This window comes from Bacillus sp. WC2503 (assembly GCF_052682895.1).
Genome location: NZ_JBQYMD010000001.1, coordinates 513,881 through 537,261 on the forward strand (window position 1 = coordinate 513,881; position 23,381 = coordinate 537,261).

The window sequence follows — 23,381 nt, forward strand, 5'->3', positions numbered from 1 at the left end:
AATATGATTATGTAGATAGTAAAGATTTCATGATTGAATTCGAAATAGAAAAAGCAGTAAAACCAATATCAGTTTTACTGCTAAGTAAAAGATTAAGCGATTTTCTCAATAATAATAGATGCACTTGTACCAAGAGCTAGAGATAACCCAAGTCCTGTAACAACAGCTTCAACCATTGATGGAGTTATTGTAATTTGTGTAATTGCCTGGATAACGAGAGGCGCTCCAACTGAGATTAAGCTTGTGCCTGCACCTGGTACATTAACGCCATTAACTTGAATTGCAAGGCTACCTAATACACTTACTAATGCAGTATATGCGATAACAGTAATCTTGTAGAATCCAGTTTCACTTATGATGAAAGTATCAGCGTCCAATTGAGAAATTGCAGTACCAAACTGAGATCCAACCGTGTTAAACGGTACAGGATCATTAATTCCAAGAGCTAAAGAAACTGTAGCAGAGTTAAATGCATACAATCCTGCTGGAAGTCCTAATCCAGATGGCCCAGTAGGCCCAGTAGGTCCAGTTGGCCCAGTCGGCCCAGTAGGTCCAGTCGCACCAGTGGATCCAGATGGCCCAGTAGGTCCAGTTACGCCAGTACCTCCAGTCGGCCCAGTAGGTCCAGTTGCACCAGTACCTCCAGTCGGCCCAGTCGGCCCAGTAGGTCCAGTCGCGCCAGTTGTACCAGTGCCTCCAGTCGGCCCAGTAGGTCCAGTTGGCCCAGTAGGTCCAGTCGGCCCAGTAGGTCCAGTAGGTCCAGTAGGTCCAGTCGGCCCAGTTGGCCCGGTTGGAAGTGTAAACGGTGGTATTGGTGGTAAAGTTGGACCTACAAGATTAGGATCAAATGCACTAGCTGATAATGATTCATCAGGATTTAAGCCATCTGAATAATTATTATTTGACATAAATTCACCTCCATAAAGCTTTCATTATATAGTAGATGCAAAATCGCAAGAAAATGACACGGACATTTGAATTATTGAAAAGAAATCTAAAATAACTTGAACAATATAAAAATGTGGAAAGTTTCGCGTTTGTATAACATATGATTGAGTTGGAAGAAGGTGATTATATTGAACAAGCAAGGCATTACAATTAGTTTATGTATGATAGTCCGAGATGAGGAAAAGACAATAGCTCGATGTTTGGATGGGATTGAAGAAATTGTTGATGAAATTGTAGTAGTTGATACAGGTTCTGTTGATCGAACGAAAGAAATTGTAGAGAAATACACTCCTAATATATATGATTTCCAGTGGATTGATGATTTTTCGGCGGCTAGAAATTTTGCTTTTTCAAAAGCGACGCAACAGTATATATTATGGCTAGATGCAGATGACGTATTATTAGAAGATGCTCAAGAAGCATTGAAACAATTAAAGGGCCAATTAGATTCTAATGTGGATGCTGTTTCGATGCCTTATCACCTCGTAATGGACTCTAACGGGAAGCCTTTATATTGCACAAGAAGGTATCGACTTGTAAAGCGCGAAAAACAGTTTCAATGGTTTGGTAAAGTACATGAGTATTTAGCGGTTTCCGGTGAAATTTTTAATAGCAACATTGCTATTACACATAAAAAGGAAAAAGAAGTAACGGATCGTAATTTGAAAATTTTTCAAAATGCTGTAGCAGCTGGAGAAGAATTGAGTCCGAGAGATTTGTTTTATTATGCAAATGAATCTATGGATAATCAAAAATACAATGATGCGGTTCTTTTATATGAAACATTTCTGAATCAAGATGAAGGATGGTATGAAGAGAAAATCTATGCATGTGGTAAGTTAGGGGATTGTTATGCGAAGCTCGGACTGTGGGAGAAAGCAGTTGAGGCTTGTGCAAAATCGTTTCGGTACGATGTTCCTAGAGGAGAGAATTGTACAAGAATAGGATATATATATATGGATCAACAAAAGTATAATGAAGCGATATTTTGGTTTAAATTAGCAACGGAAGTGCCGCTGGCAAAGGATAGTCCGTTTCACAGTCCAGCTAGCTACACATGGCTTCCTTATTTACAAATGTGTATTTGCTACAGCAAGTTAGGGGAGCAAGACAAAGCTTATTATTACAATGAATTAGCAGCTTCTTATGTTCCGAATAATGCTGCAATCGAGTATAACCGTAAATATTTTCGAGGTGTTTTTGATAAACAATATAAGGTGTAATGCATGCTATTTTTAGGAAATAACTTGTCACGATTCTAATAATGATAGATTGGCTATATATTAGAGTATCGGCAGGGATGGTATTGGTTATAAAGTGTATTTTGTTCATATGAGATGTATATTTCAAATTCAATTTACATAAGGAGTGTGTGAAATGAATCGGGAAAAAAGTTCTTTATATGAAGAAAAATCTGATTTTTATTATAATGCAGCGAATCCAAATTTATTGAAGCATATAAAAAAGGAATGGAAAGAAGTTCTTGATATTGGTTGCTCGAGCGGTGCATTAGGAGCGGCTATAAAAGAAAATGGTACACGTGTATCAGGAATTGAGGCATTTTCAGAAGCAGCGGAAAAAGCAAAAGAAAAGCTAGATCATGTTGTTTTAGGTGATATAGAGACAATGGATATGCCGTATGAGGAGGGCCAATTTGATTGCGTCATATTTGGTGACGTATTAGAGCATTTGTTTGATCCATGGGCTGTGGTAGAAAAAGTGAAACCATATATCAAACAAAATGGTGTGATTTTAGCTAGTATACCGAACGTTGCTCACATCTCGGTGTTAGCCCCCTTACTCGCTGGAAACTGGACGTATACAGAGTATGGTCTGTTAGATAAAACGCATATTCGTTTCTTTACTTTTAATGAAATGTTAAGACTGTTTTTAAAAGCTGGATATTCAATTAGTAAAGTAGATCGTGTATATGTTGATCATAAAATATATGAGCCACTTATTGAAGAGTTATATGGAATTTGTAAAAAGTATCGTCTTGGAAGTGGCTTCATGGCTGAGACGGTTGTATTTCAATATATTATTGAAGCAGAAAAATCACAATTATGAGTGCGGCAGACAAAACAATATTATTTGTTACATGTATAAATGATCGGAAATTGTATGCACAATGTGCGCGACATATATTGAAATTGGCAGTACCTCCTGGATATACTATACAATTCATGCCGATTCGAAATGCAAAAAGCATGACGAGCGGATACAATCAAGCCATTTCACATCCAGCAAAGTATAAAGTGTATTTACACCAAGATGTATTTATTATAAACGCAGCCTTTTTATACGGATTAATTCAATTATTTGAGGAACATGAACATCTTGGAATGATTGGGATGGTTGGATCGCAATATGTTCCTCCAACTGGTGTATGGAACGAAGGGCGTGGGATTGTCGGGAAAGTCATTGGTTATATGAACGATTTGTTTTATATGGCAAGTTTAGAGCAACCATTTCATGAATCAAAGACGTTTATTCCTGTTGAATGTATTGACGGTTTGTTAATGGCAACACAATATGATATCCCGTGGCGAGAAGACTTATTTGACGGATTTGACTTTTATGATGTATCTCAATCATTTGAATTTAAAAAAGCAGGATATACAGTCGGTGTACCTGTACAGCGCGATGCTTGGTGTATTCATTATCATTTCGATGTGAATATGACAAACTATGAAAAATATAGAAAAGTATTTGTAGAAAACTATATGTCAGATGTGAATAAGGAAGAATAGAGGGGCTACAAAATGAAAGATCACACAATATTAGTCGTTGTTTGTGTAAATAATGAAAAGCTTTTCGAGCAATGCGAGAGGCAAATAAGAAACATTTTTGTTCCCCCTGGCTATGCTGTGCAAATTTTCCCGATACGAGATGCAAAAAGTATGGCAAGTGCATATAACCGTGCTCTTTCATTTCCAGCAAAGTATAAAGTATATATACATCAAGACACGTACCTTATTAATCGTGATATGTTTTATAATCTTATTTCTCTTTTTAAAGAAAATGAAAAACTTGGTTTAATTGGAGTCGCTGGTGCTCAGTTTTTACCGAGTAACGGGATATGGTGGGAAGGGAAAAATTTAGTGGGGAAAGTGATTGAGTATAGAAGACGGAATTATCAATTATTAAATTTAGATCAAGGGTTTTATGGAAATCAATCTTTTATGTCAGTGCAGGCAATCGATGGTTTACTCATGGCAACACAGTATGATATTCCGTGGCGAGAAGATTTATTTCAAGGATTCCACTTTTATGACGTTTCACAGTCTTTAGAGTTTCAAAAGGCTGGCTATCTAATTGGCATCCCTAATCAAGCAAATTTATGGTGTATTCATTATAACGGAGATGAGTTTGATGCCGATACATACGAGAAGTATCGGAAAGTGTTTGTAGAACAGTATAAAGATATACTATCTCCATCATAAGGGAGAGATGTAGGATGAAAGGGATTATTTTAGCGGGCGGAACTGGATCGAGACTATATCCAATTACGAAAGTCACGAATAAACATTTGCTTCCTGTTGGACGGTATCCAATGATTTATCATGCAGTATATAAGCTAAAACAATGCGGGATTACAGATGTTATGATAATTACAGGTAAAGAGCATATGGGAGATGTTGTTAGCTTTTTAGGAAGTGGCCACGAATTTGGCGTGTCTTTTACGTATCGGGTGCAAGATAAAGCGGGCGGGATTGCACAAGCTTTAGGTCTTTGTGAAGATTTCGTCGGAAATGATCGTATGGTAGTTATATTAGGAGATAATATTTTTTCAGATGATATTCATCCGTATGTTGAAGAGTTTACAAAGCAAAAAGAAGGTGCGAAAGTGCTATTGCAATCTGTAGAAGATCCTGAAAGGTTTGGTGTAGCGCATATTCAAAACCGAAAAATAATTGAAATTGAAGAAAAGCCGAAAGAGCCGAAAAGCTCTTATGCTGTTACGGGAATTTATTTGTATGATTCGAAAGTCTTTTCTTATATAAAAGAATTAAAACCTTCCGCAAGGGGAGAACTTGAAATTACAGATATAAATAATTGGTATTTAAAACGAGGAGTACTTACTTATAATGAAATGAGCGGTTGGTGGACGGATGCGGGAACTCATGCTTCTCTTCAAAGGGCGAATACGTTAGCACGGGATATGAACTTTGGGAAACAGTTTAACGGAGAATAGGTGAGAATATGAAAGTTGTAGAAACAAACTTTACCGATGCAAAATTGTTAGAACCGAGGTTATTTGGAGATGAGCGTGGCTTTTTTACTGAAAGTTATAATAAGAAGGTGCTAGAAACATTAGGGGTTACGTATTCATTTGTACAGGATAATGTTTCTTATTCAGCAGAAGCGGGAACAATTCGCGGATTACACTTTCAAAAAAATCCGAAAGCACAAACGAAACTTATTCAAGTTATGCAAGGAGCAATCTATGATGTTATCGTTGATTTGCGAAGAGATTCACCAACCTTTAAACAGTGGAGAGGATATATTTTAAGCGCAGATAACCACAGGCAATTATTAGTGCCAAAAGGATTTGCACATGGTTTTTGTACACTTGTCCCGCATACTATTGTTATGTATAAAGTAGATGAATATTATAGTGCTGATCATGACTCTGGTGTGCTTTGGAACGATAAAGAATTAGCGATTCCATGGCCAGTAACAAGTCCTATTTTGTCTGATAAAGATCGAATATTACCGTTACTTCAGGAATGTGAAGATAGCTTTTGAGTAGGAGAGTTGTTTATGAATATATTAGTAACAGGTGGGGCCGGATTTATTGGAAGTAACTTTGTCCATTACATGTTACAAAGCTATGAAACATATAAAATAATAAATTTCGATGCATTAACATATAGCGGGAATTTAAATAACGTAAAGTCTCTTCAAGATCATCCGAATTACTTTTTTGTAAAAGGGGAAATTCAAAATGGAGAGCTGCTGGAACATGTTATTAAGGAACGTGACGTGCAAGTAGTTGTAAATTTCGCAGCTGAATCACATGTAGATCGTAGCATTGAAGATCCGATCCCTTTTTATGATACAAACGTAATCGGGACAGTCACTTTATTAGAATTAGTGAAAAAGTATCCGCATATTAAGCTCGTACAAGTATCAACAGATGAAGTATATGGTTCTTTAGGGAAAACAGGAAAGTTTACTGAGGAAACCCCATTAGCTCCAAATAGTCCGTATTCTTCAAGTAAGGCGAGCGCGGACATGATAGCTTTATCTTATTATAAAACATATAAATTACCAGTTATAGTGACGCGTTGTTCCAATAACTATGGGCCGTATCAATATCCCGAAAAATTAATTCCATTAATGGTTACGAATGCGCTGGAAGGAAAAAAACTACCGTTATATGGTGATGGATTAAATGTAAGAGATTGGTTACATGTAAAGGATCATTGCAGTGCAATTGACATCGTTTTGCATAAGGGGCGTTTAGGAGAAGTATATAATATAGGCGGAAATAATGAAAAAACAAATGTAGATGTTGTGGAGCAAATTATTACTCTCTTAGGTAAAACAGAAAAAGATATTGAATTTGTTACAGATCGTTTAGGTCATGATCGTCGTTATGCAATTGATGCACACAAAATGAAGAATGAGTTTGATTGGGAACCGCAGTATACGTTTGAACAAGGGCTAAAAGAAACAGTGGAATGGTATGAAAATCATATAGAATGGTGGAAACCACTAAAAGAAAAGTAAGGGGCATGAAAATGAAAGAGCGGGTTATTATAACAGGAGCAAATGGTCAGTTAGGAAAGCAACTGCAAGAAGAGTTAAGTCCTGAAGAATATGACATATATCCTTTTGATAAAAAGTTACTAGATGTAACAAACATATCCCGAGTTCAACAAGTGGTACAAGAGATAAGACCACATATAATCATTCATTGTGCAGCTTATACGAAGGTGGACCGTGCTGAGAAAGAACAAGATCTTGCTTATTTAATAAATGCAATAGGAGCTCGAAATGTAGCGGTTGCTTCACAATTAGTAGGGGCTAAGTTAGTTTACATTAGTACCGATTATGTATTTCAGGGCGCAAGACCGGATGGGTATGGGGAATTTCATAATCCAGCGCCGATAAATATATACGGGGCCTCTAAGTATGCGGGGGAGCAGTTCGTCAAAGAGTTACATAATAAATATTTTATCGTTCGTACATCGTGGCTGTATGGTAAATATGGAAGTAATTTTGTGAAAACGATGATGCGATTAGGTAAAGAAAAAGATGAAATAACCGTTGTAGCGGATCAAATTGGCTCTCCTACGTACGTGGCAGATTTAAATATGATGGTTAATAAGCTCATTCACACTTCTTTATACGGTACATATCACGTATCCAATAGAGGATCATGTTCTTGGTTTGAATTTGCACAAAAAATATTTTCTTATGCAAATATGAATGTGAATGTATTACCTGTTTCAACGGAAGAATTCGGATCGGAGGCTGCGAGGCCGAAATATTCTATTTTTCAACATAATATGCTACGATTAAATGGTTTTTTACAAATGCCTTCTTGGGAAGAAGGATTAGAACGTTTTTTTATAGAAACAAAAAGTCATTAACAAATTTATGTTAATGACTTTTTTGTTTGCCTTTAAGCGGTTTTATGGTACTATAATTATAGTATCAGGTACTAATAACAAGTATAAGTATTTCTGGGAGGATATATCATGGAACTATTACAAGGGAAAACATTTGTTGTTATGGGCGTTGCGAACCAAAGAAGTATTGCATGGGGAATTGCTCGCTCTTTGCATAATGCAGGTGCAAAATTAATATTCACATATGCAGGAGAACGTTTAGAAAGAAATGTTCGTGAATTAGCGGACACATTAGAAGGACAAGAATCACTTGTATTACCTTGTGATGTAACGAATGATGAAGAACTTACAGCTTGCTTTGAAACGATTAAGCAAGAAGTTGGTACAATTCACGGTGTAGCACATTGTATTGCTTTTGCAAATCGTGATGATTTAAAAGGTGAATTTGTAGATACTTCTCGCGATGGATTTTTACTTGCACAAAATATTAGTGCATTCTCTTTAACAGCTGTAGCAAGAGAAGCGAAGAAAGTAATGACAGAAGGCGGAAATATTTTAACGTTAACATACCTTGGTGGTGAGCGCGTTGTGAAGAATTATAACGTTATGGGTGTTGCGAAAGCTTCATTAGAAGCGAGCGTAAAATATTTAGCAAACGATTTAGGCCAACATGGCATTCGTGTGAACGCTATTTCTGCAGGACCAATTCGTACGTTATCTGCGAAAGGTGTAGGCGATTTTAACTCAATCTTAAGAGAAATCGAGGAGCGTGCACCACTTCGTCGTACTACAACGCCAGAAGAGGTTGGAGATACAGCAGTATTCCTATTCAGTGATTTAGCACGCGGTGTAACAGGAGAAAATATTCACGTTGATTCAGGATATCATATTTTAGGATAAATATTGATTATAGTTTTTAAAGGACAGTCTCTAAAAGTTGAGGCTGTCCTTTTTTATTGTTCTCAGAAAGAACGATTTTTAACGAAAGTTCTTGCCACGTTATGAATATAACTATAATAGTACACGATTTATTCAGCGACGTATGGAAGTGGGAGGGACGAGTGTGAAGAATAAAAATAAAAGTTCAACAGTTGGAAAACCGTTGTTATATATTGCGCAAGTAAATTTAGAACTTGCTGCACCGAAAATAAAACGAATTATATTAACGAATTTTGAAGATGAGGACCGAGAAGAGAAAAGTAATAGAAACGAAAATGTTGTAAGTAGTGCTGTGGAAGAGGTGATAGAACAAGAAGAGCAGCAAATAGAAGAAAAAATAGAAGAAGAGGAACAAGAAGAGCAAGAAGAACAACAGCAAGTGAGAGCCGTCCCGTACAATAAATCATTTAAAGATATGAATAATGAAGAAAAAATTCATTTTTTATTAAATCGTCCTCATTACATTCCGAAAGTAAGATGTAGGATAAGAACGACTACCGTCTCATATATAGGATCGATTATATCGTATCGTAATGGCATTGTATCCATTATGCCACCAAATAGTATGAGAGATGTTCGGTTATCTATAGAAGACATCAAATCGATTGATATGGCCGGCTTTTAAATATGTAAAGGTGGTAGAAAGCTTCTACCACCCCAATAGTTTTTTAGTTTACTTAACTTATTAGATAGTAACGTCGCGTAGGCATTGAATCGCACAGAAGCAGCTTAAATCAACAGTAATGCAAGTAGATGTCGAGATTAATCTTGCATTTGGTACAGCTAAAAACGTACAAATTGGATCGTCACCAGGCGGTACAGGAGAACCGTCACCTAATACTACAGTTAACACACGCAGTACAGCACAGCTATCATCATCTACGCTTTCCACACGGAAAATTGGAGAACGGCAGCTAGTAAGGCTTGAAGATGGTGCAAATGCTTCAAAAGGTTCACCAGTTTTTGTGTATAAAATAAAAGGGCGTGTATTTGCTACTGATGCAGTATTGTGTGCTCCTAAAAATGGGATTTCACAACCAGATCCACACGTAGTAGTAGAGCAATCTTGTAATTCATTGATGAATTTTACAACGTCAACTACACAATGAGAAGAGCTATGGTGTTTATTTTCGTTACAACTCATTAATGTCACTCCTTATCTTCTTGTTTGTATTTACATTAATAAGATATTGGAGTCGGAGAGATTTGGTCACAATCTCAAGACCTTTTTTTTTAAATAGGCGAAAGAAGATAAGGGAAGGTGGATTCATGCTATTTACAAGCTGGCTTTTATTTTTTATATTCGCGTTAGCTGCTTTTAGGCTCACTCGTTTAATTGTTTATGATAAAATTACAGCTTTTTTGCGAAGACCGTTTATTGATGAATTAGAGATTACGGAACCGGATGGAAGCTTATCAACTTTTACAAAAGTAAAAGGTAAAGGATTAAGAAAATGGATTGGCGAATTATTAAGTTGTTATTGGTGTACAGGTGTATGGGTCAGTGCTTTTTTATTAGTTTTATATAATTGGATCCCGATCGTTGCGGAGCCATTACTTGCATTATTAGCTATCGCAGGTGCAGCTGCAATTATTGAAACAATTACAGGATATTTTATAGGAGAATAATATAGTTTCAAAATGTGAGAAAAAGCGGAGTTTAAAAGAATGAGGGAACGGATATAAGAAGTTGTTCATATAGTGAATAGACAGAATTGACAGTAGAGGAGATGTTTGCTGTGAGCAGTAATCAAAGGCAAAATTCATATGACCTGCAGCAGTGGTATCACATACAGCAACAACACCAAGCACAACAACAGGCATATCAAGAACAATTGCAACAACAAGGATTTGTGAAGAAAAAGGGATGTAATTGCGGGAAAAAGAAGAACAAAATAAAACAATATGAAGAATGAAACACTCATGTTACTGTGAGTGTTTTTTATTATAAATATAAAAAAGCGGTATTCCTGTTTTAGAAATACCGCTTTTTACTAGCTAATTTGTGCAACTGTTAATGCTGCCGCACGGACGTCTACAGTTCCAATCAATTCAACTGGTACGATTTGAATTAAGTCACCAGGGTTTAAGTTAATAAGAATAACACCACTGGATACGTCTACTTCACCAGTACCAATAACGTTAGAACGAACCGCTGTACCTGATCCAGGAATAATGTTAGCCGGCGTACCTAATGATAAGAAGAAACGACCAGCTTCTGGTGCCGTAGGAACGTTATCAAGACTAATTGTTAATGTATAACTAATTTGATAAATACCAGCTCGTAGAATTCGAATACCATCTCCGACACTTACTGTATCATTTATTACAGGAACAGTAATATTTGGGTTTGGACTTACGCTAGGTAATAGTAATGGTGTAAATAGTGAAGCGAACTGAGGTGCAGAAGCGTTGAAAGCAAAACCGAAGGCAGGTAGTGTACTAGCTGGTTTCGCTTCGCAATCAATCTTAGTAAATTCGCAATCAGAAGAGAACATGTTTTTCACTCCTTTATCTGTTTCTACTTTCAGTTAATGAAAAGGACAGGTTCTATGTTCTAGACAAGTTCCCAATTTTATAAAAAATACATAATAATACCTTTTAAGCATGGATTGGGTGGCAGAATTCTCTGCCACCCAATCCATGCTTAAATCGTTATTTAGTTTTAAATCGTAACATCACGTAAGCATTGAATAGCACAGAAGCAACTTAAATCAACCGTAAGACAAGCAGGGGTTGATACTAACCTTGCATTTGGTACATTTAAAAACGTACAAATTGGATCGTCACCAGGTGGTACAGAGGAGCCATCACCTAATACTACAGCTAATGCACGTAACACAGCACAATCATCATCATCGATGCTTTCAACGCGGAAAATTGGAGTTCTACAGCTAACAAGGCTTCCTGATGGTGCAAATGCTTCAAAAGGTTCTCCAGCCTTTGTGTATAAAATAAAAGGACGTGTATTCGCTACTGATGCAGTGTTATGTGCTCCTAAAAATGGAACTTCGCAACCAGATCCACATGTAGTGGTTGCGCATTCTTGTAATTCATGTATAAAACGAACGACATTAGATACACAGTTGAAATCAAAATCATGGTGATGATTATCTTCGTTGCAATTGCAGCTCATTATGTTCACTCCTTATCGTGAGTTCTGACATACACTATTACAATATGAACGGGATATGGTTGATATTACGTTAATTCTTATGATAAAAGCAGGTAATTTGAATAGGAGGGGGGAGTACGAGAAAAGACATCCTTATTTAGTGGATGTCTTTTCAGGTAAGTCTTTTCTTGTAGTATATAAAAAACGAGATATGTCTAATTTCTTTCCTCTGAAAAATTGCGGAGAAGAAATGTAAAGTTCTTCTTTCGCACGTGTAATTGCGACATAGAGTAATCGTCGTTCTTCCTCTAGTGCTTCAGAAGTTTCCGTTACACGGTCATTTGCGTCTTTTAAAGAAGAAGTATGCGGCAAAATACCATCGCTCGCTCCAAGTAAAAAGACGCATGGAAACTCAAGGCCTTTTGCGTTATGAATGGACATAAGCGAAACGGCATCTTTTTGCGGCATAGTTTTTAATGCTTCCATTTCTTTTTGACCTTGAATCGCCTCGTCGATAAATTGTAAGTAAGCTGGAATATCGGTGAAACGAGTTGCAGACTCCATTAATTCTTCTAACATTTCTTCTTGGATGTCTTTATGCATCGTAAAGGAAGAACGATCGTTACTTTGTAAGTACTCTAAATATTTTCCTTTACCATGAATAATTTCTTTTAATGCTTTTTTCGGTTCTAGTTCTTTTATAAATTTAATAAAATCAATGCGCTCATTTACCTTTTTTACTTGAAAAGGTTTCAAGCTCGGATTTAATAATAAGAAATGAAGAAGAGAAGGGAAACGACCTTCACCATATTTCCATTGCTCACGTTCAATAAAGGAAATGCACTCATCTCGGCCGATATACATAGTTGGTAATATGTTAGAAAGAGATTCTAGGCGAAACGGTTCAATCACGAGTCGTAAATGATCTAATACAGGTCTAATTAAAGAGTGCTCGTAAAAGGATTGACTCGCACCGTGTTTAATAAACGGGATTTTATGAATTGTAAGCTGATCAAGTAACGAACGGCTTACAGAATGTGTGCGATACAGTAAACAAAAATCTTTATAGTTTCGTTCGCCACTATCTACTTTCTCTTGAATGAGCTGTAAAATTTGATTTGCTTCATCAAGAGTTGTAGCTGGTCGTGCGTAAAATGGTTGTACACCTTCTTCACGAACAGAATATAGCTCTTTATCAAAACGCTCTTGATTTAGTTTGATAACTTCATTTCCAAGTCCAACGATAAATGGATTGGATCGATAATTCGTATTAAGCGCGATAATCGTTGTATTATCAAATTCCTTTGGGAAAGATAAAATAATTTGATGACTTGCTCCTCGCCAGCCATAGATCGCTTGATCATCATCACCTGCGATAAATAAATTATTTCTTGGCGTGGCTAACAATTTTACAATTTCATATTGTGCATACGATGTATCTTGGAACTCATCTACTTCAATATAGTGGAAACGTTGTTGTAATTGAGTAAGTAAGGGAGCGTTATTTTCTAACATATAATATGTTTCTAATAAGATGTCGTCGAAATCGATATAATTATATCGTTGTTTTACCTCTTCAAAACGTTCGTATACTTCTTTAAATTCTTGTTCAACTGGTGTTTTCGCTTTTACATCTTTCGGACGATTTAAGTTGTTTTTTTCAAGGGAAATCATAGCGAGCATCGTTTCCGCATCATAACCGTCTTTTAAACGTAATTCTTTTAAAATTTTCTTTATCATAATTTGTTTATGTTTTTCATTTGCTAAAATTTGCTGATTATATCCTTGGCTACGAAGCAATTTTAAAAAGACAGAGTGGAATGTACCAGCAACAACATAGCTACTTGTGGCACGATTCATACCTGGTAAATTTGCTACACGACTTCGGATTTCTTCAGCCGCTTTTTGTGTAAATGTAAGCAATAAAATATTCCGTGGATGAACTTGTTTTACATTTACTAAATAACCAACGCGGGTTGTTAAAACAGATGTTTTTCCGCTTCCGGCACCAGCCAATGTAAGAACAGGACCTTCTGTCGTTCGCACAGCTTCTAATTGTTTTTCGTTTAGAAAAACATTTTGCTGTTCGAGAGCGCGGAAATACGCCGCATCTGCATCTTCTTCCATAATTAAATGGGTAGATGTTTTCGGAATATGATATGTCGCACGCGGAATATCAGCGTGTGTTAACGATTTTTGTGAAAATTTTTCTTGTGTCATATATTCACCTTCAAAACTATAGCATCAACATTTAACTTTAGCGGAAGAAAAAGAAAATAGCAATGTAAAAAACAGGAGGGGCTACCTCCTGTTTTCAAATTACAATTCTTTTATCATAACGATGTGAGGAATATTTGCTTCCATAAATACATCAGAACTCGTTACGTATCCAAGTTTTTTATAGAAATCTTCAGCATGTGTTTGGGCATGAAGTTTCAATTTTGGTAGCGAGTTTTTTTTTGCATATGCTTCAAGTGCATCCATTACAATTTTTCCAATGCCTTTTTTACGATGGGAAGCTAGTACGCAAATGCGTTCCATTTTTCCTATTCCATCAATGGTGCGAAAACGACCAGCACCAACTGGAACATCATTATCATAAATAACAACGTGTGTTGATGTTTCTTCAAACTCATCATACTCTTCTTCAGCAGAAACGCGTTGTTCATTCACGAATACTTGCTTACGTACAGAGAATGCATCTCTTAGTTGTTCGTCTGTTTGTACGATCTGTGCGTGCAAATTAGTTGTTCCCCTTTCCAAGGTGGAATGTTTCGTGTACAGTCCATGTTCCGTTTTCTAATTGATATAGAAGATGGAAGCGATCAATTGGTTGTTCATAATAGAAATCTTTCATACGTAATCGACCTAATACATCAGCATGCTCTGCATCTGATAAACCTTGTCCGATTGTTAAATGAGGTACAAAAGCGTATTCGCGTTCTTGCGTGAATAATCCGCTATGCATTTCTTCATTTAAGAAAGTAAGTTCAGGTGTTTTTTCTACTTTAAAATAAAGAACATTATTAACAGGTGCGAATGAACCAACTTTTCCGACATGAAGGGTGAAAGGGTTCGTTTTATTTGCGATTGTATGTAGCTCGTTTACAATCGATTCTAATTGTTCATCTTGCGTCTCAAAGGGTGTTTTCAATGTAATATGTGGCGGAACTAATGCGTAGTGCGGATCATAACGCTTACGCAATCCGTTCGCTTTATCTTGAATCATTTTAGATGGAAAAATTACAATGCCTAATTTCATGTTCCAATTCCTCCCTTTGTAAGTCTAGTTAGATTTTGAGAAAAATAAATCTCTTTATCTATTATATCAAATTATTCTGAACACTGCTCTCTATTATTTCATTGATAGAATATGAGAGAAGGCTTTCGGTAAGTCAGCCTGCCAATACTTCCAAGTATGATTACCTTCAAACTCTTCGTAATGCGTGATGAAATTTCTATCTGTAAGAAGAGTATTAAGCTCACGGTTCGGTTCTACGAAATCAGATACTTGTCCATCAGTGCGCTTTACAGCTGTTTCTTCTGTACCAATGACGTGATAAAGTTCTAAAGCCTGTGGATCTTTGAATTCTTTTGCTAAGTTCATTACTGTTTCGTCAACAAATGGTGATTGCATAACAACTTTACCGAATGTATGCGGATACATAAGTGCAGTCATAAAGGAAACTGTACCGCCAAGAGAATCTCCAATTAAAACGCGACCTTTACCCATTTGATACGTTGGATAATTTTCATCGATATATGGAGCAAGCTCGTGAGCAAGGAAACGAATGTAAGCAGCATTCTTTACATCGCTTGGGAAATATTTTTCCTTACGATCGTGTACGTTTTTATATGGAATACCGACAATAATTGTGCGGTCAATTTCTTCAGTTTCACGAAGGCTTTCAATTACACGGTGTGCTTTACCGAGCTGAAAATAATCTCTACCATCTTGTGCAATTACAACTGTATGTTTGTGCAGTGGCGTGTAATTTACTGGTAAGTAAACTAAAAGCGTAACATCTTCTTGAAGTGATGCGCTATAAAATGAAATTTCCTCAATTCTCCCTATTGTTTGATTCATGTAGATCCCCCTAAATAAAAATTTACTGTAATGATTGTAAGGGCGACGCTTATAGTGAAAATGAAAGAACGATTCACTAATAGGTGCCTTAATTTCTATTTTACCATAATGGTACGAAGAATCTAAAAAATTAGTATTTAAGTTAGGAAAGAAAACGGATATAATGAAGTGGGATTTTTGACAGGTGAGAGGGGAGACAGAATTTGAAACAGGAAAGATCAATTGCACTACCGTTAGCCATTTCCATTATAGCTATTTCATTCGCAGCAGTTTTTGTAAAGATGTCCTCAGCACCATCTTCCATCTTAAGTATGTATCGTTTATGGATTATTGTACTTATTATGCTGCCTATCGTTTGGAAGAAGCGGGAAGAGTTCCAGAAGATTCAAATAAAAGATTGGGGATTTTTAATTGGATCTGGATTCTTTTTAGCGCTACATTTTCTTTTATGGTTTGAGTCTTTAAAGCATACAACAGTTGCTAGCTCGACAATTATTTTAGCACTTCAACCGATCGTGTCTTTAGTTGGAGGTTTTTTTCTATTTAAAGAAAGAACAACCTACTCAGCCATTGCAACGATGGGTATCGCTATATTAGGTGTAATGTGTATTGGTTGGGGAGATTTAGGTTTAAGTAAACAAGCAATTTATGGAGATATATTATCCTTTTTAAGTGTAATAGCGGTTGTCGGTTATTTATTTATCGGGCAAACGACAGTAAAGAAAGTCTCACACTGGATTTATAGCTTTACAGTTTTTGCATTCGCAGGTATTTTTATGGGGATTTATAATATCGTGCTGCAAGTGCCTTTTACAGGTTATACGAAGTGGGACTGGACCGTTTTTCTTTTACTTGCGATTGTACCGACAGTGTCACATGTCATTAATAATTGGTTATTAAACTACGTAAATGCAACAACAATTTCGATGAGTATTTTAGGAGAACCAGTTGGGGCGTCTATACTAGCATTTTTCTTACTGGGAGAAAAATTAAACGCAATGCAAATTATCGGCAGCACGCTCGTATTGTTTGGTGTATCTGTTTTCTTACTGCAGCAACAAAAAAGAACAGCAAAAAATGTGGTGAACGAGCCAGTGTATACACAGGATTTATAATGTTAGCGGAGAAAAGAGAAGTTAAGATACTTCTCTTTTTGTTTTGTAGAAATTTAGGTGAAGAAGGGGGGAGTGTAGTGGAATTTCCATCAAAAAAAGACGCATGGTTATATTCAATCTTTTTCATTATTTTAGGCGCCTGTTTTACTCCAATATTTGCAGGGAGAGAATATTTTCTTTTGTTTTTTACAATTCCATTGGCAATAGTATTTATTTGGAGTTGGTTTTCAACAAAATATATTGTCGGGGAAGAAACAATTACTATTAGATCAGGTCCCGTAAAAAAATGTATATTTATACGAGATATAAAACAAATTTCAAATACGAAAAACCCAATAGCAGCTCACGCATTATCATGCGATCGACTTGAAATTGTTTACGGCGTACATAAAACAGAGATTATTTCTCCTAAAGATAAAGAACAATTCATCAATCTCGTAAAAAGTAAAAATCCCCACATTGAAATAAAGTAAAAGAGTGGCTTCGTAGCCACTCTTTTACTTTGGGTTTGTCATATAAGGTTGTACATGAATGACGCATAGGTCACGAAATTTTCCTTCAGCAGTTGTAACAATTACGACTGCTCTTCCTGCACTTTGTCCAGTAATCGTTACCGTATCTCCTTTTGGATATATGGTAATGATGTCAGAATTCATATTTGTCCAAATAAGTTCTTTATTTGCTGCTTGCATTGGCAAAACGGAAGCTGATAAATCCGCACTTTGTCCAGTTTTTATTTTCAACTTATTTTTTTGCATATGAATACCGATAACGGAAATAACAGAAGGAGCAATTGAAATTTTGGGTGGATTAGGTTGAATGTTTAAACGAGAAGCAGAAGTATTTGTAATAGGTGAAAATTTTCTTATATGTTGTTGCTGGAAAGCTGCTAACATGTTGGAGTCCCCTTTCTGTATAAGTGCTAATACTAATACTATAAAGGAGTAGTGTTATGTTAAATTTAACGAAACATAAAGAATTTGTTAAATTTGAGAAGAAGATTGTCGAACTGTAAAAAAATCTCTGCTGTTACGATAACAGCAGAGATTTCTTTTTATAGACTATCACTATGTTGTTTTTCGAAATTCTCAAATTGCTCTTCAACTTCTTTTGAAGGTTGTGTTAGTAAACTAACGATTACGATTGCTAGTAAACTAATTGTGAAACCAGGAATCATTTCATATAAGAAGTTTGTTAAGAATTTAAATTGAGTCCATATTATAACAGTAGCGGCACCAGAAATCATACCAGCAAGTGCGCCCCATTTCGTCATGCGTTTCCAATATAGACTTAATAAAATAGCTGGTCCAAATGAAGAACCAAATCCAGCCCAAGCGTATCCAACAAGAGCTAAAATCGTATCATTTTGTTTAAACGCTAATGCGCACCCAACTAATGCGATACCAAGAACAGCCATACGACCGACAAATACAAGCTCTTTATCAGAAGCAGAGCGTTTAAAGAAGGTACGATATAAGTCTTCTGTTACAGCACTTGAAGTAACGAGAAGTTGAGATGAAATTGTACTCATAATTGCAGCTAAAATCGCAGCTAATAAAAATCCAGTAATAAGTGGATGGAATAAAATTTTTCCAAGCTCAAGGAAAATTGTCTCTGGGTTAGATAATGTCAACTCTTGTTGTGAATAGTAGGCAATACCGATAAGACCAGTAAACATAGCTCCGACAACAGAGAAAATCATCCAGCTCATACCAATTCTTCGTGCGCTTTTCAGTTCTTTTACAGAAGAAATTGCCATAAAGCGTACGATAATATGAGGTTGTCCAACATAACCAAGGCCCCATGCGAATAAAGAAATCATTCCTAAAGTGGAGGCACCTTTAAAAATATCTAAACGTGTTGGATCTACAGAGCGAATTGTATCAAATGCAGGTCCAAGTCCGTTTGCATTCATAATTGTTACGATAGGAACAAGAATAAGAGCAACTACCATAATGATTCCTTGCACGAAGTCTGTCCAACTTACTGCTAAGAAACCACCAAATAATGTGTAAGCTACAACGACGCTTGCTACAATGAATAATCCAATATGATAGTTCATACCAAATGAATTTTCAAATAATACAGCGCCTGAAACTAACCCTGAAGCTACATAGAAAGTAAAGAAAATCATAATAACAAGTCCAGATACTAAGCGTAGCATGTGAGATTTGTCGTGGAAACGGTGTTCCAAAAATTCTGGGATAGTAATAGAGTTGTTTGCAATTTCAGAGTAGGTACGTAAGCGAGGAGCGACATATAGCCAGTTTGCGTATGCGCCTAGTGTTAGGCCAATTGCAATCCAACTACTACTTAATCCAACGCTAAACATTGCACCGGGTAAGCCCATTAAAAGCCAACCACTCATATCGGATGCTCCAGCACTTAATGCTGTTACTGCGGGGCCTAGTGTACGACCGCCAAGCATATAATCTGTTAAGTTGGATGTTCGTTTGTAGGCGAAATAGCCGATTACTAACATCCCGAGCATGTAAATAGAGATAGAAGTTAAAGTTAACATCTGCGTACTCATGTAGTTCCCCTTCCTTTTGTCATGTCTTTTGATGCATTTTGCATATTTATCCCGCATTAACGGGCAGTAAAACTCCCACAAGTTAAAATTGACTGGGCAAGGAAGTTAGGTGGGAGATCAACTGCCCGTAAATGCCCGATTGGTGAAGGCTAATAATCAATCGGGGATGAACAAAACCCCCACTGATTAAAGTTTCACTTTATAATCTATCATGATTATTCAGAAAAATCCATGCGCAAATACGAATTTTCTGAAATTTAAGCGTTTTTTGACAGTTCTTTACTTTTGGGATATATGACTTTCTAGCAAAAAACCTTAATTTTAATAGAGTATTTATTATATTTACATAAAAACACGTTGTTTTGTCAATATAATATTGAAAGAAGGGAAAAATATTTTTTTTCGAAAAAAGTATTGACTTGTGAAAAAAGTTAAGTCTATAATGAGTGCAACTTAAAAAAATGCAAGCGTTGATGAAGAAGAGTACACATGATGAACATGTCAGAGAGCTGATGGTTGGTGCGAATCAGTATGGGATTGATGTGGAATGGGCTTCGGAGCTTCCAAACCGAAACGAAAGAAGTAGGCTTTGGCGACATGATCTCATCGATACAAGAGACACGTATTGTTTTTGATACGGTAAAGTGCGTTACATTCGTAACGAATTAAGGTGGCACCACGGGAGTACCCGTCCTTTCTATAGGATGAGTACTCCCTTTTTGTGTACAAAAAATTAAATATGTTAAATCGTTTAAGTAAGAAGAGTACGTATATTGGAGACGTTTTAGAGAGTCGGGGACTGGTGGGAGCCCGGTACGGTGCCATATACGGAATGGGCTTACGAGAGGTATGCTGAACAATTTTATTCAGTAGGCAACCCGGGTTCCGCCGTTACAAGGATAAGGTATATATTTTGTACCTGAATAAAGCGGGATGCTTTTGCGTCCAACATGAGGTGGTACCACGGTAAATTTATCGTCCTCTACATATTTCGATATGTAGGGGACTTTTTTATTTTTCAGAGTGAGGTGAAAGGCATGATGACAAAAGAGGAATTTATGAAGCAAAAAGAACAAGGAAAAACATTTTTAGTAATCGCTGAAGAAGAAGGAGATAGCATTACGCCAATTTCTTTATATAGACGTATGACAGGGAAGAAGAAGTTTTTATTAGAGAGCTCACAGCTTCATCAAGATAAAGGGCGCTATTCTTACTTAGGTTGTAATCCGTATGGAGAAGTGAAAAGCATTGGTATGGAAGTCGAACGAACGACACATGGGCAAACAGAAAAGTTGCAAGGTAACGTACTGCAAGTGTTAGAAGGGGTAATTGCATCATCGCAAGTAGAGAGCCCATTCCCATTTTGCGGAGGAGCAGTTGGTTATATAGGGTATGACGTCATTCGGCAGTATGAAAACATTGGAGCAGATTTACACGATCCATTAAATATTCCAGAAGTACACCTTTTACTATATCGTGAGTTTATCGTTTACGATCATTTACGCCAAAAGTTGTCGTTTGTATATGTATGCGGGCAAGATGATTCAGCAGATTATGAAGAAGTATACGAAAGGTTGCAAGTATACAAAGAAGAAGTGCTAAAAGGAGAAGAAGCGGAAGTAAAGGAAATACAATCAACATTAGCATTCACTTCTTCTATAACGGAAAAAGAGTTTTGCATGATGGTAGAAACGGCGAAAGAGCATATACGAGCAGGGGACATATTCCAAGTCGTACTATCTCAGCGTTTGCAAAGCGAGTGTAAAGGTGATCCTTTCGCTTTATACCGCAAGCTTCGCATTGCGAATCCATCACCATATATGTTTTATATCGATTTTCAAGATTATGTTGTACTCGGTTCTTCACCAGAAAGCTTGTTATCAGTTAGAGACGATAAAGTGATGACAAATCCAATTGCGGGTACGAGACCGAGAGGGAAAACAAAGCAGGAAGATGCGGAAATTGAAAAAGAACTGTTAGAAAACGAGAAAGAACGAGCAGAGCATATGATGCTTGTGGATCTTGGACGAAACGATATTGGCAGAGTGAGTGAAATTGGATCTGTGACGATAGATAAATATATGAAAGTAGAAAAATATTCTCACGTCATGCACATTGTATCTGAAGTTTACGGAACATTGCGAAAACGAATGAGCGGATTTGACGCATTAGCGTATTGTTTACCAGCGGGGACGGTTTCGGGAGCTCCGAAAATTAGAGCGATGGAAATTATCAATACGTTAGAGCATGAAAAAAGAAATGTATATGCCGGAGCTGTTGGATATATTTCATTCTCAGGAAATCTTGATATGGCGCTCGCCATTCGAACGATGGTTGTAAAAGATGAAAAAGCATATGTTCAGGCAGGAGCAGGTATCGTCTACGATTCAGATCCGGTAGCTGAATATGAAGAAACGTTAAATAAAGCGAGGGCGCTTTTGGAGGTAATGAAATGATTGTACTCATCGATAATTACGATTCGTTCACATATAACTTGTACCAACTGTTAGGCGAATACGAAGAAGAAATTGTAGTCGTAAGAAATGATCAAATAACGATAGAACAGTTAGAAGAGATGAATCCAAAAGGAATTGTGCTTTCACCAGGACCAGGAAAACCAGAAGATGCTGGTATTTGTATCGAAGTTATTCGTCATTTCTATAAGAACGTTCCTATATTAGGGATTTGTCTCGGCCATCAGGCAATTATATCGGCATTTGGAGGAGAAATTGTAAGAGCGGAGCACATTAAACACGGAAAAACATCGCGTGTGAAACATAACGGAACGTCAATCTTTTCGTACGTGACGCAGCCACTAACAGCGATGCGCTACCATTCACTTGTTGCAGAGCAAGCGAGTTTACCACAATGTTTTGATGTGTTAGCAAATGCTATGGATGATGGAGAAATAATGGCGGTTCGTCATAATTATTATCCGCTTTTCGGGTTACAGTTTCATCCAGAATCAATCGCAACAGAAGAAGGCGGAAAGTTAATACGTGCTTTTTTAGGAGAAGTAAAAGAGGAGGAGAGAGTATGAATACCTATCTTCGTAAATTAGTGGAGGGACAACATTTAACAGAAGAAGAAATGTATGAAGCGGGACTTCTTTTATTAAGTGACAACATATTGGAAAGTGAAGTAGCAGCTTTCTTAGTATTACTGAAAGCGAAAGGTGAAACAGCAGAAGAAATATATGGCCTCGTTCGTGCTCTTCGTGAAAAAGCATTGCCGTTTTCAAACCATATAGAAGGCACGATGGACAATTGCGGAACAGGTGGTGACGGTGCCCAAACGTTCAATGTAAGTACAACATCGGCATTCGTACTAGCAGGAGCAGGTGTAAAGGTGGCAAAGCATGGTAATCGTGCTGTTTCTAGTAAAACAGGAAGTGCGGATTTATTAGAAGAACTCGGTGTAAATATTAGCAGTACGCCAAGCGAAATTGATTATTTACTAGAGCATGTCGGTATCGCTTTCTTATTCGCACCAGCGATGCACCCAGCATTAAGGCGCATTATGAAAATAAGAAAAGAATTAAATGTGCCGACAATCTTTAACTTAATTGGGCCTTTAACGAATCCTGTTAACTTAGAAACACAATTTGTCGGTATTTATAAACGAGATATGTTATTACCAGTTGCGCAAGTATTACAGAAGTTAGGGCGGACACAAGCGCTTGTCGTAAATGGAAGTGGTTTTTTAGATGAAGCATCATTACAGGGAGAAAATCACGTAGCCCTTTTAAAAGATAATGAAATAGTAGAAATGAGTATCGATCCGGAAAAGTATGGTTTCTCAAAAGTGAAAAATGAAGAAATTAGAGGCGGGAATTCAATAGAAAATGCAAAGATTACGCTCGGCGTATTAAATGGAGAAAAGAGTGTTTACCGCGATACCGTTTTATTAAATGCAGGGCTCGCTCTTTTCGCAAACGGAAAAGCGGAAACGATTGAAGAGGGAATTAAACTAGCGACACATAGCATTGACTCTGGAAAAGCATTAGCCAAACTAAACTTATTAATTACAGCAAGCAACGAAAAATTAGAAAGGGTGAATTAAG

Annotated in this window: 27 protein-coding genes and 2 other annotated features; of the genes, 17 read left to right on the forward strand and 10 right to left on the reverse strand. The window is 36.8% G+C overall.

Annotation, left to right across the window (positions count from 1 at the left end; genetic code table 11):
• Positions 1–92 precede the first annotated feature (92 nt).
• Positions 93–908, reverse strand: a complete 816-nt coding sequence (locus ACUN26_RS02760) for a BclA C-terminal domain-containing protein (protein ID WP_000069684.1) — start codon at positions 906–908, stop codon at positions 93–95.
• A gap of 165 nt (positions 909–1,073) precedes the next feature.
• Between ACUN26_RS02760 and ACUN26_RS02765 the strand changes: the two genes are divergently transcribed.
• The 10 genes from ACUN26_RS02765 to ACUN26_RS02810 all read left to right on the forward strand — a co-directional run bounded on the left by ACUN26_RS02765 (position 1,074) and on the right by ACUN26_RS02810 (position 9,093).
• On the forward strand, positions 1,074–2,171 hold the full coding sequence (locus ACUN26_RS02765; protein ID WP_033657385.1) for a glycosyltransferase: 1,098 nt from the start codon (positions 1,074–1,076) through the stop codon (positions 2,169–2,171).
• 154 nt (positions 2,172–2,325) lie between these two features.
• Positions 2,326–3,015, forward strand: a complete 690-nt coding sequence (locus ACUN26_RS02770; protein WP_001078421.1) for a class I SAM-dependent methyltransferase — start codon at positions 2,326–2,328, stop codon at positions 3,013–3,015.
• The gene (locus tag ACUN26_RS02775) at positions 3,012–3,698 is read left to right on the forward strand and encodes a glycosyltransferase family protein (RefSeq protein ID WP_001271194.1); all 687 of its coding nucleotides are present in this window, start codon (positions 3,012–3,014) and stop codon (positions 3,696–3,698) included. Before ACUN26_RS02770 ends, ACUN26_RS02775 begins: the two co-directional genes overlap by 4 nt.
• 12 nt (positions 3,699–3,710) lie before the next feature.
• The gene (locus ACUN26_RS02780; protein WP_000651532.1) at positions 3,711–4,391 is read left to right on the forward strand and encodes a glycosyltransferase family protein; all 681 of its coding nucleotides are present in this window, start codon (positions 3,711–3,713) and stop codon (positions 4,389–4,391) included.
• Between the two features lie 14 nt (positions 4,392–4,405).
• Complete coding sequence (locus ACUN26_RS02785; protein WP_000676186.1) at positions 4,406–5,143, forward strand: sugar phosphate nucleotidyltransferase; 738 nt, start codon at positions 4,406–4,408, stop codon at positions 5,141–5,143.
• 8 nt (positions 5,144–5,151) lie between these two features.
• On the forward strand, positions 5,152–5,697 hold the full coding sequence (gene rfbC / locus ACUN26_RS02790) for a dTDP-4-dehydrorhamnose 3,5-epimerase (protein ID WP_000869430.1): 546 nt from the start codon (positions 5,152–5,154) through the stop codon (positions 5,695–5,697).
• A gap of 15 nt (positions 5,698–5,712) precedes the next feature.
• Positions 5,713–6,684 (forward strand): dTDP-glucose 4,6-dehydratase, encoded by a 972-nt coding sequence (gene rfbB, locus ACUN26_RS02795; protein WP_001024154.1) that lies wholly within the window; start codon positions 5,713–5,715, stop codon positions 6,682–6,684.
• An 11-nt stretch (positions 6,685–6,695) separates the two neighbouring features.
• Positions 6,696–7,550, forward strand: coding sequence for a dTDP-4-dehydrorhamnose reductase (gene rfbD / locus ACUN26_RS02800; RefSeq protein ID WP_000664678.1), 855 nt, complete (start codon positions 6,696–6,698; stop codon positions 7,548–7,550).
• Between the two features lie 108 nt (positions 7,551–7,658).
• Positions 7,659–8,429: an enoyl-ACP reductase FabI gene (gene fabI / locus ACUN26_RS02805; RefSeq protein WP_000421885.1), complete on the forward strand. Its 771-nt coding sequence runs from the start codon at positions 7,659–7,661 to the stop codon at positions 8,427–8,429.
• A gap of 142 nt (positions 8,430–8,571) precedes the next feature.
• On the forward strand, positions 8,572–9,093 hold the full coding sequence (locus tag ACUN26_RS02810) for a spore coat CotO family protein (RefSeq protein WP_002038172.1): 522 nt from the start codon (positions 8,572–8,574) through the stop codon (positions 9,091–9,093).
• A gap of 60 nt (positions 9,094–9,153) precedes the next feature.
• Here ACUN26_RS02810 and exsY read toward each other — a convergent pair whose 3' ends face one another.
• Positions 9,154–9,612 carry an exosporium assembly protein ExsY gene (gene exsY, locus ACUN26_RS02815; RefSeq protein ID WP_001277750.1) on the reverse strand — a complete coding sequence of 153 codons (459 nt, stop codon included), beginning with the start codon at positions 9,610–9,612 and terminating at the stop codon, positions 9,154–9,156.
• Between the two features lie 125 nt (positions 9,613–9,737).
• Between exsY and ACUN26_RS02820 the strand changes: the two genes are divergently transcribed.
• Both ACUN26_RS02820 and ACUN26_RS02825 read left to right on the forward strand, forming a co-directional pair.
• Positions 9,738–10,097, forward strand: coding sequence for a DUF1360 domain-containing protein (locus ACUN26_RS02820; protein WP_000899656.1), 360 nt, complete (start codon positions 9,738–9,740; stop codon positions 10,095–10,097).
• 101 nt (positions 10,098–10,198) lie between these two features.
• Positions 10,199–10,384, forward strand: coding sequence for a hypothetical protein (locus ACUN26_RS02825; RefSeq protein ID WP_033657318.1), 186 nt, complete (start codon positions 10,199–10,201; stop codon positions 10,382–10,384).
• A 78-nt stretch (positions 10,385–10,462) separates the two neighbouring features.
• Here ACUN26_RS02825 and exsF read toward each other — a convergent pair whose 3' ends face one another.
• The 6 genes from exsF to ACUN26_RS02855 form a co-directional block, all read right to left on the reverse strand.
• Positions 10,463–10,966, reverse strand: coding sequence for an exosporium protein ExsF (gene exsF, locus ACUN26_RS02830; RefSeq protein ID WP_000492940.1), 504 nt, complete (start codon positions 10,964–10,966; stop codon positions 10,463–10,465).
• 167 nt (positions 10,967–11,133) lie between these two features.
• A complete protein-coding gene (cotY, locus tag ACUN26_RS02835; protein ID WP_001277720.1) occupies positions 11,134–11,604 on the reverse strand; it encodes a spore coat protein CotY in 471 nt (156 codons plus the stop codon).
• 132 nt (positions 11,605–11,736) lie between these two features.
• Entirely contained in the window at positions 11,737–13,803 is a 2,067-nt protein-coding gene (locus ACUN26_RS02840; protein ID WP_000191189.1) for an ATP-dependent helicase, read from the reverse strand.
• A 99-nt stretch (positions 13,804–13,902) separates the two neighbouring features.
• Positions 13,903–14,325 (reverse strand): GNAT family N-acetyltransferase, encoded by a 423-nt coding sequence (locus ACUN26_RS02845; protein WP_000543300.1) that lies wholly within the window; start codon positions 14,323–14,325, stop codon positions 13,903–13,905.
• A 1-nt stretch (position 14,326) separates the two neighbouring features.
• Positions 14,327–14,845 (reverse strand): YjcG family protein, encoded by a 519-nt coding sequence (locus ACUN26_RS02850; protein ID WP_000765873.1) that lies wholly within the window; start codon positions 14,843–14,845, stop codon positions 14,327–14,329.
• Positions 14,846–14,938: 93 nt separating this feature from the next.
• Entirely contained in the window at positions 14,939–15,670 is a 732-nt protein-coding gene (locus tag ACUN26_RS02855; RefSeq protein WP_001076855.1) for an alpha/beta hydrolase, read from the reverse strand.
• Between the two features lie 203 nt (positions 15,671–15,873).
• Here ACUN26_RS02855 and ACUN26_RS02860 point away from each other — a divergent pair, with 203 nt between their 5' ends.
• The gene (locus ACUN26_RS02860; RefSeq protein ID WP_000808239.1) at positions 15,874–16,785 is read left to right on the forward strand and encodes a DMT family transporter; all 912 of its coding nucleotides are present in this window, start codon (positions 15,874–15,876) and stop codon (positions 16,783–16,785) included.
• A gap of 77 nt (positions 16,786–16,862) precedes the next feature.
• Positions 16,863–17,258: a PH domain-containing protein gene (locus tag ACUN26_RS02865; RefSeq protein ID WP_000395640.1), complete on the forward strand. Its 396-nt coding sequence runs from the start codon at positions 16,863–16,865 to the stop codon at positions 17,256–17,258.
• A 24-nt stretch (positions 17,259–17,282) separates the two neighbouring features.
• On the opposite strand, the gene ACUN26_RS02870 is transcribed toward ACUN26_RS02865, so the two are convergent.
• Together ACUN26_RS02870 and putP are read right to left on the reverse strand one after the other, a co-directional pair.
• A complete protein-coding gene (locus ACUN26_RS02870; protein ID WP_000878714.1) occupies positions 17,283–17,681 on the reverse strand; it encodes an Ig-like domain-containing protein in 399 nt (132 codons plus the stop codon).
• A gap of 158 nt (positions 17,682–17,839) precedes the next feature.
• Positions 17,840–19,318 (reverse strand): sodium/proline symporter PutP, encoded by a 1,479-nt coding sequence (gene putP / locus ACUN26_RS02875; RefSeq protein ID WP_000107200.1) that lies wholly within the window; start codon positions 19,316–19,318, stop codon positions 17,840–17,842.
• 461 nt (positions 19,319–19,779) lie between these two features.
• Positions 19,780–20,017 (forward strand) — a binding site (T-box leader).
• 42 nt (positions 20,018–20,059) lie between these two features.
• Positions 20,060–20,304, forward strand: a binding site (T-box leader).
• Between the two features lie 51 nt (positions 20,305–20,355).
• On the opposite strand from putP, the gene trpE reads away from it, so the two are divergent.
• From trpE to trpD, 3 genes are read left to right on the forward strand one after another with little or no spacing between them, the layout of a single operon-like run.
• Complete coding sequence (gene trpE, locus ACUN26_RS02880) at positions 20,356–21,774, forward strand: anthranilate synthase component I (protein ID WP_002093812.1); 1,419 nt, start codon at positions 20,356–20,358, stop codon at positions 21,772–21,774.
• Complete coding sequence (locus ACUN26_RS02885) at positions 21,771–22,358, forward strand: aminodeoxychorismate/anthranilate synthase component II (protein ID WP_000636351.1); 588 nt, start codon at positions 21,771–21,773, stop codon at positions 22,356–22,358. Before trpE ends, ACUN26_RS02885 begins: the two co-directional genes overlap by 4 nt.
• Positions 22,355–23,380, forward strand: coding sequence for an anthranilate phosphoribosyltransferase (gene trpD, locus ACUN26_RS02890; protein WP_001099645.1), 1,026 nt, complete (start codon positions 22,355–22,357; stop codon positions 23,378–23,380). Before ACUN26_RS02885 ends, trpD begins: the two co-directional genes overlap by 4 nt.
• Position 23,381 lies beyond the last annotated feature (1 nt).